Origin of the sequence: Megasphaera sp. UBA4233 (assembly GCF_002395615.1) — a bacterium.
Lineage (GTDB): Bacteria > Bacillota > Negativicutes > Veillonellales > Megasphaeraceae > Megasphaera > Megasphaera hexanoica.
This window is the reverse complement of record NZ_DGXL01000006.1, coordinates 98,005-111,546: the sequence shown is the minus strand read 5'-3', so window position 1 is coordinate 111,546 and position 13,542 is coordinate 98,005. Positions and strand designations below refer to the sequence as shown.

12 protein-coding genes and 1 tRNA gene are annotated in these 13,542 nt (G+C 51.1%); 6 read left to right on the top strand and 7 right to left on the bottom strand.

Annotated features, from left to right (window positions below):
• Positions 1 to 3,365, bottom strand: a 3,365-nt coding sequence (gene nifJ / locus B2U90_RS01270; protein WP_292016898.1) for a pyruvate:ferredoxin (flavodoxin) oxidoreductase, incomplete at its 3' end; no start/stop codon positions are given.
• A gap of 465 nt (positions 3,366 to 3,830) precedes the next feature.
• Between nifJ and B2U90_RS01265 the strand changes: the two genes are divergently transcribed.
• Genes B2U90_RS01265 through B2U90_RS01255 form a run of 3 tightly spaced genes read left to right on the top strand, consistent with a single transcriptional unit; the run spans position 3,831 to position 5,806 of the window.
• The gene (locus B2U90_RS01265; protein ID WP_150824351.1) at positions 3,831 to 4,469 is read left to right on the top strand and encodes a tetratricopeptide repeat protein; all 639 of its coding nucleotides are present in this window, start codon (positions 3,831 to 3,833) and stop codon (positions 4,467 to 4,469) included.
• Positions 4,470 to 4,481: 12 nt separating this feature from the next.
• Positions 4,482 to 5,126 carry a lactate utilization protein gene (locus B2U90_RS01260; protein WP_059077060.1) on the top strand — a complete coding sequence of 215 codons (645 nt, stop codon included), beginning with the start codon at positions 4,482 to 4,484 and terminating at the stop codon, positions 5,124 to 5,126.
• A 35-nt stretch (positions 5,127 to 5,161) separates the two neighbouring features.
• On the top strand, positions 5,162 to 5,806 hold the full coding sequence (locus B2U90_RS01255) for a lactate utilization protein (RefSeq protein WP_059077061.1): 645 nt from the start codon (positions 5,162 to 5,164) through the stop codon (positions 5,804 to 5,806).
• A gap of 111 nt (positions 5,807 to 5,917) precedes the next feature.
• On the opposite strand, the gene gmhA is transcribed toward B2U90_RS01255, so the two are convergent.
• From gmhA to B2U90_RS01235, 4 genes are all read right to left on the bottom strand, one after another.
• Complete coding sequence (gmhA, locus tag B2U90_RS01250) at positions 5,918 to 6,475, bottom strand: D-sedoheptulose 7-phosphate isomerase (protein ID WP_059077062.1); 558 nt, start codon at positions 6,473 to 6,475, stop codon at positions 5,918 to 5,920.
• A gap of 12 nt (positions 6,476 to 6,487) precedes the next feature.
• The gene (locus B2U90_RS01245) at positions 6,488 to 7,051 is read right to left on the bottom strand and encodes a beta-class carbonic anhydrase (RefSeq protein ID WP_292016897.1); all 564 of its coding nucleotides are present in this window, start codon (positions 7,049 to 7,051) and stop codon (positions 6,488 to 6,490) included.
• Positions 7,052 to 7,061: 10 nt separating this feature from the next.
• A complete protein-coding gene (locus B2U90_RS01240; RefSeq protein ID WP_292016896.1) occupies positions 7,062 to 8,426 on the bottom strand; it encodes an NAD(P)-dependent oxidoreductase in 1,365 nt (454 codons plus the stop codon).
• A 55-nt stretch (positions 8,427 to 8,481) separates the two neighbouring features.
• Positions 8,482 to 8,558 (bottom strand) — tRNA-Arg (locus B2U90_RS01235).
• Positions 8,559 to 8,751: 193 nt separating this feature from the next.
• Between B2U90_RS01235 and murQ the strand changes: the two genes are divergently transcribed.
• From murQ to B2U90_RS01220, 3 genes are read left to right on the top strand one after another with little or no spacing between them, the layout of a single operon-like run.
• Positions 8,752 to 9,672, top strand: a complete 921-nt coding sequence (murQ, locus tag B2U90_RS01230; protein ID WP_292016893.1) for an N-acetylmuramic acid 6-phosphate etherase — start codon at positions 8,752 to 8,754, stop codon at positions 9,670 to 9,672.
• Positions 9,672 to 11,045, top strand: coding sequence for a PTS transporter subunit EIIC (locus B2U90_RS01225; protein WP_292016891.1), 1,374 nt, complete (start codon positions 9,672 to 9,674; stop codon positions 11,043 to 11,045). Before murQ ends, B2U90_RS01225 begins: the two co-directional genes overlap by 1 nt.
• Positions 11,046 to 11,047: 2 nt before the next feature.
• Positions 11,048 to 12,130 (top strand): MupG family TIM beta-alpha barrel fold protein, encoded by a 1,083-nt coding sequence (locus B2U90_RS01220; RefSeq protein WP_059077066.1) that lies wholly within the window; start codon positions 11,048 to 11,050, stop codon positions 12,128 to 12,130.
• Between the two features lie 2 nt (positions 12,131 to 12,132).
• Here B2U90_RS01220 and B2U90_RS01215 read toward each other — a convergent pair whose 3' ends face one another.
• Positions 12,133 to 12,972, bottom strand: coding sequence for an MBL fold metallo-hydrolase (locus tag B2U90_RS01215; RefSeq protein ID WP_059077067.1), 840 nt, complete (start codon positions 12,970 to 12,972; stop codon positions 12,133 to 12,135).
• A gap of 49 nt (positions 12,973 to 13,021) precedes the next feature.
• Entirely contained in the window at positions 13,022 to 13,531 is a 510-nt protein-coding gene (locus tag B2U90_RS01210; RefSeq protein WP_170087002.1) for a flavin reductase family protein, read from the bottom strand.
• Positions 13,532 to 13,542: the final 11 nt, after the last annotated feature.

Here is a 13,542-nt window from a genome sequence, read left to right as displayed (position 1 = left end):
AGGCTGAACGGATTCTTGCCTTCTGCTTCCAGAGCCGGATTGTACCGGTAGAGCGGCCAGTAACCGCATTCGACGGCTTTCTTTTCTTCCATCTGTGCCGTGCTCATGCCCTTGACAAGGCCGTGATTGATGCACGGGCTGTAAGCCAGGACGATAGATGGGCCATCATACGCTTCCGCTTCTTTGAGGGCTTTCATCATCTGAGCCGGGTTAGCACCCATGGAGACAGAGGCGACATAGATGTGACCATAGCCAATCATAATACGGCCCAGATCCTTCTTATTGGTCCGGCGGCCGGCAGCAGCGAACTGTGCCACAGCGCCTTTCGGTGTAGCCTTGGAGGACTGGCCACCGGTGTTGGCATATACTTCGTTATCGATGACGAGAACGTTGAAGTTTTCCGTCGTTGCCATGATATGGTCCAGACCACCATAACCGATATCATATGCCCAGCCATCGCCGCCGACGATCCAGACGGTCTTCTTGCCGATGTGTTCTTTGTGAGCCAGGAGATAAGCCACTTCTTCGCCCGCTTTACCTGTAAGCTGTGCTTTTTCCAGTTCGGCAATCAGATCTGCGCTGATCTGTTTCGTCGTTTCGCCTTCATTATGGCAGCCATAGGAGTCGAGCCATTTCTGGATAGCCGCTTTGAGCGAACCTTCATCGATGAGACCAGCCAGTGCTTCGAGATGGTTCTTTACATCTTCCCGCTGCTGATGGAGAGCCAGGTACATGCCGAAACCAAATTCGCCATTATCTTCAAACAGGGAGTTCGTCCAAACCGTCCCTTTGCCGTTCTTATCTTTTGTCCACGGGATGCACGGAAGTGCAGCAGCCCACGCCTGCATACAGCCAGCCGGCGTAGCGATATAGAGGCGGTCGCCATACAGCTGGGTCAGCAGTTTGACATACGGTGTTTCGCCGCAGCCTGCGCAGGCGCCGGAGAATTCCAGATACGGCAGTTTGAACTGGCTGCCTTTGACACTGAATTCATCGAGGCCCGTATCTTTGATGCTGACCGTCTGGGCATAGTCCCAGTTTGCCGCTTCTTTGCGCTGGGAATCGAGCGGTGCAAAGGAGAGTGCCTGTACAGGACAGGTCTTAATGCAGGAACCGCAGCTGTAGCAATCGAGCGGAGATACCTGAACGCGGAATTCATATTTTTCAAGGCCTTTGCCGACGGCTTTCTTCGTCACGAAGCCTTCGGGAGCTGCTTTTACTTCACTTTCATCGAGGAGATACGGACGGATAGCGGCATGCGGGCAGACCATAGAGCACTGGTTGCACTGTACGCATTTCGTTACATCCCAGACCGGGACATTGGTTGCAATGCCACGTTTTTCATAAGCCGCGCTGCCTACGGGGTAATCGCCGTTTGCATAAGGCAGGAATTCGCTGACCGGCAGGTCGTCGCCTTTCTGCAGATTGGACGGAATACAGATTCTCTTGACAAAATCAGGCAGATCTTTTGTCATATCTTCGACGGCTTCGTCTTTCGCCGTAGCCCATGCTTCCGGAACCTTGATTTCAACAACACCGGATACGCCGCGTTCAACGGCTTCACAGTTCATATTGACAATCTTTTCGCCCTTGGCCGAATAGGTATTGACGATGGCTTCTTTCATATATTTGACGGCATCATCGATAGGAATAATATTGGCCAGTTTGAAGAAGGCAGCCTGCAGAACCGTATTGGTACGGTTGCCCAGACCTATTTCAGCGGCAATCTTCGTCGCATCGATGGTGTAGAATTTAATATGTTTATTGGCAATCTGACGTTTTACGCTGGCTTTCAGGTGTGTTTCAAGGGCTGCCTGATCCCAGCTGCAGTTGAGGAGGAAGATGCCGCCATCTTTAATTTCACCGACGATATCGTAATCTTTGATATACGCTTCTTTATGACATGCTACGAAGTCAGCCGATTTGACATAATAGGTCGAACGAATCGGGCGGTTGCCGAAACGCAGATGGGATTTCGTAACGCCGCCGGATTTCTTCGTATCATATTCGAAATAAGCCTGAACGTACTGGTCCGTATTATCGCCGATAATCTTGATAGAGTTCTTGTTGGCACCAACTGTACCATCGGAACCGAAGCCCCAGAACTTGCAGCTGATGATTCCGTCCGTCTTGACATCCATCGGTACGAGAGGAATAGACAGATTGGTTACATCATCATTGATGCCGACGGTGAAATGTTGTTTCGGATTATCACTCATGAGATGAACAAATACAGATTTGATATGGGAAGGCGGAACGTCCTTGGAGGACAGGCCATAACGGCCGGCAATAATCATCGCATTACGGTCCGAATTCTGGAATGCCGTACATACATCTTCATACAGCGGTTCGCCAATTGCACCCGGTTCCTTCGTGCGGTCCAGGACAGCAATGCGTTTAACCGTCTTCGGCATAGCTGCAAAGAAGTGTTTCAGCGAGAACGGACGATAGAGGTGTACCTGTACATAGCCGACTTTCTGGCCTTCTGCCATCATGGTATCAATGCATTCTTCAATAGCGCCCGTTACGGAACCCATGGCTACAATGACGTATTCTGCATCGGGAGCGCCGTAGTAGTTGAACAATTTATAGGTCCGGCCTGTAAATTCACTGATTTTGTCCATGTAATCCTGGACGATATCAGGCAGTTTGTCATAATAGGAGTTGACGGCTTCACGGTTCTGGAAGAAAATATCCGGGTTATTAACGCCGCCGCGCATGGTCGGATGATCCGGGTTCAGTGCTTCATGTTTGAATTTATAGAGGGCATCGCGGTCCAGCAGTTTATCTAATTCTTCATAGGGCATAACTTCGACTTTCTGGATTTCGTGAGATGTACGGAAACCATCGAAGAAGTGCATCATCGGCAGGCTGGCTTTAATAGCAGAAAGATGTGCTACGCCGGCAAGATCCATGACTTCCTGGACACTGCCGCTGCAGAGCATGCCCCAACCGGTATTACGGCAGCCCATGACATCGGAATGATCCCCGAAAATAGAAAGGGCATGAGACCCTACAGAACGGGCAGCTACATGGAGTACAGCCGGTTTGCATGTTGCGGCAATACGGTGCATGACAGGAATCATGAGCATCAGGCCCTGGGAAGCCGTATAGGAAGTACCCAGAGAACCTGCTTCAACGAGGCCGTGCAGGGCGCCGACAGCACCGGCTTCAGCCTGCATTTCCATGACGCGCACCGGCTGGCCGAAGAGGTTCTTTTTACCATGAGCCGCCCATACATCCACGTGTTCCGGCATCGGGGAAGACGGAGTAATCGGGAAAATTGTTGCAACTTCTGTCAATGCATACGATACGTATGCGGCAGCTTCATTACCATCCATTGTTTTCATCAATTTTTCAGTCACTTTAAACATCTCCTTGAGAAATAAAATGAGAAAAATAATAGTAGACAATACAAGCGCTTACAATTACAGAGGTTATTTAAACGTTTAATCTCTCTACCTTTATTATAGCAAGCTGAATTTATTTTTCAATTCATTTGCATAAATAGCACCATTCAGTATAGTCTATTGCGTTTCGAGCATGAGTATTGCGTTTTGAGCATACTAAAAATAAGCAAAATTCATCCTAAAATGGTATGGTTTCCCATCTGGTACATGTAGAATAAATTCACTTTACAATTAAAAATATTATCCGGTTGGCCGTGTACGGAAAGAAACTTCTATAAAAATGATACCATAGATAGTATAATAAAGCTATCCATAGTTTATGTATACATAGTAAGAAAACGTGAATACCGTGTATACGGCTTTGTGCATTTATGAATTTTCTTATATACTATACGTAGCGTATGTATATGAGGTGAAAAAATGAAAAAGATTCCTATAGCAGTGGCCTTATGTCTTACAGTTGGCCTGTTCATAGCCGGCTGCGGAAATCAGGAGCAGCCGGCACCGGCACAGAACCAGCAGCAACAGCAACAGATTCAGATAGATGCCGCCTCAGAAGCCCTCTTTGAAAAGGGCTTGTCTTTCTACCAGCAATTCCAGTATGATCAGGCCATTTCCCTGTATGACCAGGCACTTGCCAAAGACCAAAAAAATTATAAAGCACTTTCCGGCAAGGGAATCGCCCTGGCCATGCGCGGCAACGGGGTAAATCCAAAGGAGGTCCGTCAGGGAATTTCTCTCATCCGGCAGGCACTGGAACTAAAACCAGATTATGTCCCATCTTTCTATGACCTGGCACTGGCCCTGAAAATCGACAAGCAATACGATGAATCGATTACCTGGTTCCAGAAAGTCATCGACAGCGAACCGGATAACACGTGGAGCTATTATGGCATCGCCACCATTTACGGCGACCAGGGGAATGCCGAAAAGGCCGTTTTATACCTGAAAAAAGCCGCTGCCATCGATAAAGAAAATGTAAAAGAGGCAGCCCGCAGCCAGTCTCATTTTGACCGTATACGTAATACCCGCGCATTTCAGGACTTTATGAACCAATAAGGAGGTTTTACAATGGAAAGAACCGATATGATGCATACCATGTATGATAAGAAAGGGCCGGCCGTTGCCCGGAACTTTGAAAAAAGAGGATTCGCCGCCTGGTACTGTCCAACTTGTGAGGAAGCCCTGGCTAAAGCTATTTCTCTCATTCCCAAAGATGACATCGTCTCCTGGGGCGGTTCCCGCTCCATTGATGACATCGGGCTCCACGCTTATGTACAGGCCCATTACAAGGTCATTGACCGCGACACGGCAAAGACAGCGGAAGAACGGGTAGAACTCATGCGTAAAGCATTGTTATGTGATACCTTCCTCATGGGGACCAATGCTGCCGTCCAGGATGGTGAATTATTGAACATCGACGGCAACGGCAACCGCGTAGCAGCGCTCTCCTATGGTCCCCGTCAGGTGCTGGTCATCGTCGGCATGAATAAGGTCGTTCCAACAGTGGCTGCCGCTCTGGCCCGGGCCCGCTCGACCGCATCAGCCATCAACATCAACCGCTTTGCCGGCTCCAAAACACCGTGCTACCTGACAGGCATGTGCGCTGACTGCAAAGGCCAGGACACGGTATGCCGTCAGATACTGCGCACCCGCGCCTGCAATCCGGCCGGGCGCATCAAAGTCATTCTCGTCGGTGAAAACATCGGCTTTTAGCCTATGTCACAATATATATTTTAGGAGGAGTTAATATGGATCGTTCCGATATGATGCACACCATGTATGATAAGAAAGGGCCGGCCGTTGCCAAAAATTTTGAAAAACGCGGTTTTGCCGCCTGGTATTGTCCTACCAAAGAAGAAGCCCTGGCTAAAGCGGTATCACTGATTCCGGAAACAGACGTCGTTTCCTGGGGTGGTTCCACCTCTATTGTAGAAATGGGACTCTATGATTACGTCAAAGCCCACAACCCGGTTCTCGACCGCGATACGGCCAAGACACCGGAAGAACGGATGGAAATCATGCGTAAAGGTCTGACCTGCGATACGTTCATCATGAGTACGAATGCCGCCACCCAGGATGGTCAGTTATTTAATATCGACGGCAACGGCAACCGCACGGCAGCGCTCATCTTCGGGCCCAAACAGGTCATAGTCATCGCCGGCATGAATAAAGTAGAACCGACACTGGAAGCGGCCATCGCCCGGGCCCGTTCGACTGCCGCTCCAATTAATGCCCAGCGTTTCGGCATCCCGACGCCGTGCAACACCAACGGCATGTGCGCTGACTGTCTCAGCCCGCAGAGTATCTGCAATCAGATGGTCCGGACCCGCCGCAACAGCGGACCCCAGGGCCGTATCAAGGTCATCCTCGTCGGGGAAAACTTAGGATATTAATATCGCTGTTTTCCCTTCGCCAAAAGAATCAGAATGTATAGCAACAAAAACGGGAACAGAATGACGTAAAGCCATTCTGTTCCCGTTTTTTGTTGAACTAAGACTATTGTATCAATACGTTTCTTCTGCAATTTCACAGATGATATGGCCCATCATGATATGCATTTCCTGGGTGCGGGCCGTCACTTTGGAAGGAACGGCCAGACAAACATCACACAAGTCCGCCATTTTTCCACCACCAATGCCGGTAAAGCCGATGACGCTCATCTGCTTTTTACGGGCCGTTTCGATGGCGGCAATGACGTTCTTGCTATTCCCCGATGTAGAAATGCCAACCAGTACATCTCCGGCATTCCCAAGTCCTTCTACCTGTCTGCTGAATACCGTATCGTACCCGTAGTCATTAGCTACGGCTGTGAGGACCGATGTATCTACGGTCAGTGCCAGTGCAGGCAGGCTGGGCCGTTCTTTCTGGAAGCGGCCGACGATTTCTGCTGCCAGATGCTGGGAATCGGCAGCGCTGCCGCCATTTCCGCAGAATAAAATTTTGTGGCCACCAGCCAGCGCATCCCGGATCAGAGTGCCTGCTCTTTCTATATCAGGAGCCAGTGCTTTTGTCGCAGCCAGGACAGCTGCATGATCTGCCATACGTTGTTCAACGAGATTCATAATCTGCCTCCTTTATTTCTTTTCCGCATCCGTAATTACGAACCGGACGGCCCCTGTATCAGGATGGATGACCGCTCCATGGTAATGGATTCCCCCGGGCAGATAGGGATTGCGCTGCAAGTTGCGTACGGTAACCCGTACCGATTCTTCGCAGTCACAGATGGGATCGGCCCAGGCCATGAGCTGTGGTTCCACATCATCAATGATTGCCGGGTCAATCCCCGCCTCAAACATTTTTTTACAAAGTCCTTCTGCCGTCGTATGGAGCATGCCGCAATCTTCATGTCCGACGACGATAATGTCCGTCACATGAAGTTCATAGACAGCGACCATCAGACTGCCAACGACACCGTTAAAACTGCGGCCTGCCGTATTGCCAGCCACTTTAATGATCTTAGCTTCGCCCCGTTTCAAACCCATGGCAGGTTCCAGAAAATCCAGCAGGCGCGTATCCATACAGGTAAGGATGGCTACGCTGCGGGACGGATATTTGCTTACTTCTGTCAAGCCTCCGGCCTTATGTTCTTCTACAAAGGCCGCATTGGCTTTTTCAATCTGCTGTATCAGTTCGGACATATGGACCTCCTTATCCCTTGTTGACCTCTTCCATCATGTGTTTAGCCCGGATATATTCATCGATACCAGCCGCTGTCCGCTTGCCTTCACGCATAGCCAGCACGACCGTTTTCGGCTTGTGTACGACGTCACCGGCAGCAAATATACCGCGCCGGCTGGTCATACCGTAAGGGATATTGCGGGATTCGATGTAACCGTCTTCCGTAGCTTCAGCACCAAAAGCCTGAATAATGTCCATTTCCGGTCTATTGCCAATGGCAGCAATGATCTTATCGGCCGGCACAATTTCAAATTCTCCTGTCGGTACCATCGTCCCATCGTCCAAGATCTTCTGCTTTTCAATCCGGAGCCCTTCTACATGATCGGTACCGACGACGGCACGGGGCGCCGAATAGAACTGGAACTGGATTCCTTCCTCTTTTGCTTCCATATATTCGGAGGGCAGGCATTTCATATTCTTTTCGCCCCGGCGGTATACGATTTTTACCTTTGCTTTCAGGCGCAGTGCCGTACGGGCCGCATCAATAGCCACATTACCGGCACCGACGACGAGGACCGTATCTCCCGGTTTGACGGGCAGCCTGGATAATTGTTCTTCACCAAGCTGTACCTGTTCCACCTGGTACAGGAACTGGGCCGCATCAATCACACCAGATAAATGGTCATTTTCGACTCCCAGTTTCCATCCTTCCATTGTGCCGACGGCAATAAAAACAGCATCAAAGTCTTCGGCCAGTTTATCCAGAGAAATATCACGGCCCACTTTCGTTTCATACCGTATGGTAACGCCCAACTGCTCCATCCGTTCTACTTCCCGGAGGACATATTCTTTATGAAGGCGGAATGTCGGTATACCATAGGTAAGCGTTCCTCCCGGTTGGGTAGAACTTTCAAAAATCGTCACATCGTAGTCCATCCGTGCCAGGTCCTGGGCTGCTGCCATGCCTGCCGGGCCACTGCCGACAATAGCAACGGTCCCACTGCATTTTTTGCTGGGCACGTCGTCGAGAATGTGATTATCCAGAACCAGATCGGCCACAAACCGTTCCAGTTTTCCGATTTCTATATGCTTTCCTTTTTTGCCCAGTACACAGGCCCCTTCACATTGCGTTTCCCTGGGGCAGATACGTCCGCACAGTGCAGGAAAATCACTGCGGTGATAGATGTATTCGGCGGCCGCACCAAAATTCCCTTGTGCCAATTCATGAATGAACTGAGGTATTTCATTTTCTATGGGGCAGCTATTGCGGCACTGGGGCACACGGCAATTAAGACAGCGTTTCGCTTCGGCTACAGCCTCAGCCATGGTATAGTCACGGTCAGAAATAGGTTCTTCATGGAAAAAAGCAAGAGGGTTCTTTTCTATTTGGGACATGCAGACAGCCACCTTTCTGCTGAAGTTTGCAATAAATACAAAACAGATATAAAAATGGTGCGCCCAAGATGACTCGAACATCCGACACGCAGTTTAGGAAACTGCTGCTCTATCCAGCTGAGCTATGGGCGCACAGGTATGCACAGATTTTCCGTGCAAAAATATCATACCATGAAAAAGGAGGATTGTAAATTATTATCCTCAAATGGATGTATATTATCAAAACATTTGCATACATCCTGCGTATCCTGAATCACATCCGGTTGCTACAATACGGCTCCTGTTTTATAATATAATACACCTTGTAGAGAAAAGAGGCTCTATTATGATTGAATTAGCAGCTATTGCAACAGAACAGCGGAATCCCCGCAGTAAGAACATAGATCAGGTTTCTACGGAAGAAATGGTCCGCATCATCAATAGGGAAGACCATCGGGCGGCATCGGCCGTAGAAGCCATCATACCGGACATCGCAAGAGCCATTGACCTCATCAGCCATCATCTTCATGAAGGCGGCCGCTTGTTTTACGCCGGCTCTGGTACATCGGGACGGCTCGGGGTCCTCGATGCAGCAGAATGTCCACCCACCTATTCTACTGATCCGGACCTCGTCCAGGGACTGATTGCCGGAGGAGAATCTGCCATGTTCCGTGCCCGTGAAGGCGCAGAAGACGACGAAAATCTGGGAAAAAAAGACCTGCTCGACAAGGGCCTTACGAAAAAAGATGTCGTCGTCGGTCTCAGTGCTTCCGGCCGCACGCCTTACGTCATAGGTGCTCTCACCTGCGCCCGTCAATGTGGCGCTGCCGCCATTGCCGTTGATTGTTCTCCCCATTCTCCCATAGGCGCCTGTGCTGATATTGATTTATGTGCCGTTACCGGTCCGGAAGTCATTACCGGTTCCACCCGTATGAAAGCCGGCACTGCCCAGAAAATGATTCTGAATATGTTGTCTACGGGAACGATGATCTGCCTCGGTAAAGTTTACGGGAATCTGATGGTCGATGTCAAAGCGACGAATCATAAACTGGAAGAAAGGGCGCGGCGCATTGTCATGGAGGCCGCCGGCTGCAGCCGTGATGAAGCCATCCGGGCCCTCGCACAAAGTAAGGGACAGGCTAAACCAGCCATCGTCATGCTGCTCCTGCATATTTCTTATGAAGAAGCACAAGAAAAATTACAGACTGCCGACGGCTTTATTTCGAAGGTGCTTTCTGCTCAATCCGCTGCGAAAGGGACGATATAATGGATTATAAAGAACTGGCCCGGGAAATCTACGCTCTCACAGGACCTGCCTCCAATATCGTCCAGGCCTATCACTGTATGACCCGTCTGCGCCTGGTCGTAAAGGAAGAACATTTCACAAAAGAAGATATAGGCCGCCTGCGCGGCGTCATGGGCATCAATAAGTCCGGTGATGAATGGCAGATTATCCTGGGACCGGGCAAGGCCCAGGAAGTGACCCGGGAATTTCTGGAATTACTGAAAGAAGACAATCAATCTGCATCAGTTGGCGAGCTGGCCCGCAATGCCGCTGTCGGAGACGGGCAGGCACTGCATGAAGCCATCCGCAGAAAAAACGCCACTCCGGCCAGAGAAGCATTGAAAAAGATTGCCCAGATTTTTGTACCCATCATCCCCGCGTTCATCGCCTGCGGCCTGATTACGGGACTGCTGAATATTGCCCTGAAACTCAATCCGGAATTATCCGCCCTGCCTGTAATACAGATATTTGCCATTGCCGGCAATGCCGCGTTTTACGGTCTCAATATCTTTGTCGGCGTCAATGCAGCCAAAGTCTTTGGCGGTTCGCCCATGCTGGGTGGTGTCATGGCCGCTATCATTACCCATCCGGGACTGGCCCATATCGTCTTTTCCGGCCAGCCTCTCGTTCCAGGGCGGGGCGGCATTATCGCCGTCATCCTCGTCGTCCTCTTTGCTTCCCTGCTGGAAAAGAAACTGCACCGCGTCATTCCCGATATGTTTGACCTCTTTCTGACGCCGCTCCTGGTCGTCCTCATCGCGACCTTTGTTGCCCTATTCATCTGCCAGCCCATCGGCGGATGGCTGTCGGAAGCCATCGGATATGCGGCAACTGAATCCATCGGCCGCGGCGGCGCCGTGACGGGCTTCATCCTCGGCGGCACGTTTCTTCCCATGGTCATGCTAGGCATCCATCAGGGCCTGACGCCTATCCATGCGGAACTACTGGCCCGCTATGGCGTTACCATCCTGCTCCCCATTCTGGCTATGGCCGGTGGCGGCCAGGTAGGCGCCGCAGCAGCCGTATATGTCAAAACAAAAAACAGGCAGCTGCGCAAAACCATTGCCTCTGCACTGCCTGTCGGACTCATGGGTATCGGTGAACCGCTGATTTACGGCGTTACGCTTCCTCTGGGAAAACCGTTTATCGGTGCCTGTATCGGCGGGGCCTGCGGTGGTGCCGTACAGGCTGCCTTTATGGTCGGCGCTGCAGCTATGGGCATATCCGGCCTTCCCCTGGCCGCCAGCACGGACAATATCCCCGTGTATCTTTCCGGGCTTTTCGTCTCCTATCTTGCCGGTTTTATTGCTACGTGGATCATCGGATTTGATGACCCTGCCGAGGAGGTTTGCTGACTATGAAAACAGGTATTTCTCTCTATCCCGGTTTAGGCCGCAGCTGTGCCGATGAACTGGCCCTTCTGGAAGAAGCGGCCGCTATGGGCATTACGCGGGTGTTTACATCCCTCCACATTCCCGAATCAGACACAGACGTCCTATCTATGGAGCTTCAGGAAATTTTATCTGTCGCTCGTCACCATCACTTCGATGTCATAGCTGATGTATCACCAAAGACGCAGGAATTACTGAATCTGCCATCTCTGACACCGGAACATCTGCTTTCCCTGGGCATTACGACGGTCCGCTTTGATTATGGATTCGATGTCCGCAAAATAGCTCTGTTCAGCCATATGATGAAGGTGCAGCTCAATGCCTCCACCCTCCGCCCGGCAGAACTGGCAGCCCTTCAGGAAGCCGGGGCTGATTTCAGCCATATAGACAGCCTGCACAACTTTTATCCCCGCCCTCATACGGGTCTGGGAGAAGACTATGTACAAAAACAGACACAGTGGCTGCAGAACCAGGGTATTTCCGTTGGTCTGTTCATCCCCAGTCAGACCGGCCGGCGGCTGCCCCTCCGGGAAGGACTGCCCACATTGGAAGACGATCGGAATCGCACAGTAGATCTGGCGGCCCGCCACGCCCAGGCTATGGGCGCAGATACCGTTTATATCGGTGACTCTGCCCCCTCACAGGAAGAACTGACCGCTCTTTCCCATGCGGGCCGGGAGGAAAAAGGCCGAATCGTTCTCAAGGCACGCCTTCTCAGTCATGACCCGTTCCTGCAGGACCTTCTCAGCCAGCCTATGACGGCCCGCCTGGACCCGGCTCAGGATGTCATCCGCGCCGCAGAAAGCCGCTCCCGGCTGCAGGGGCACATCATTTCGGGTGATGAAACGGCAGACCAGCCCGTATCGTACGGCGACATCACCGTAGACAATGAAGGATACGGCCGTTATATGGGCGAGGTACAGATCAGCCTGAAGTCCTACCCAGGCGGCCCTAATTGCAACCGGGCAGCTTATATCCTGCCGGAAGAACAATTTCTCATCCCCTATATCACGCCGGGGCGGGCTTTCCGCCTGGAATTCGTCCGCTGAGTCTATTCGTCGAAGCGCAGGCGAGTACCAGCTCCCAGTTCTTTTACGGGCAATTCCCGTGCAAGGAGTGTCTTATTTTCCAGGCTGACGCAATGGCAGGGATATACCAGCTCCGGCTGGCAGTCTTCTATGAAATCCAGTGTTTTCCGCATGACGTCCGGATTGTCCCGCAAAAGATGGAATCCGCCAATAACAGCATACACCGTATCGGTATGGCATACTTTTTTCGCATAGGCAATGGTATTGCAGACGCCGGCATGGGCGCAGGGCGTTACAATGACCAGGCCCTTATCGGAACAATAGACCATGGCCGAGTCATCATACAAATAATCGTCTTCCCATACGCCGTTGCGCAGCGTATGACCTAAAGGCTTTTTCGCTTCAAAATCATTGGTCCGTTCAATTTCACTGAGGAATACGAGCCGGTCTGTCAGCCAGACCGGTTCTTTTGTTGTATGGACCGGCAGGATGGCATGGAGCGAAGCTTCGTCCAGGATGGAACCGATATTTTTGCCCCCTGCTTCCTTGGGCAAAAAAGTATCAGGATGGGCGTACACAGGCGCTGCTATGCGGGGGCGTTTTTCATACGTCGCTTCAATATGTGCCTGTACCAGCGGCAGGAGGCCCCACGTATGGTCATAGTGACCATGGGATAAAACGACAGCATCGGCCTGGAGGCAGTCAATACCGCGGCGCCAGGCATTTTTCATGAACATGTCTGAGCGGCCGGCATCGAGGAGGACTTTCTTATCCCGGTCTTCAAACCAGGCAGAAAAGCCGGATTCTGCGCCGTAGCAGCCCCCGCTGATGGTGTAATTATCAATAAGAATGGTTAATTTCATAGGTATCACCTCTGATAAGTTAATATAATAGGAACATCTTAGTTGGCGGTCATTCGGCTTTCTGATGATACGCTTCTACTACCTGACCTATGTACATGCGATGCCAGCCTTCCCGCGTATAGGAGCGAAGGACGCGGGAATCGGTCACTCCCTTTGGCGACAGGTCCTGCACGTACAGTTTCTTGCAGACCAGGGTCCAGTCTGCACTGGCAATGAACGGGGCATCCCCCATCCCATACTGCAAAGGGAATCCACAATTTTTGATTTTATCCGTATCGCGTCCACTGTGGATACCACAGTATATGGCCTTGTCATGAAGAGCCATCGGCAGCACCGATACGGTAAAATAATCAAACCGCTCCATATACTCATACGTATACCGTTCCGGCCGTACATAGACGATGCACGTAGGAATATTCCAGGTCCGCCCCGGATTGGCCCAGCCAATCGTCATGACCCGTGCATCGTTTTTGTCTCCTGCCATGAGAAGTCCGTTATTCGTACCAAAAACAGAAAAAATATCCAGCTGCAGCTTGTCAGCTGTTACGAGTTCAAGCATCTATACCGCCT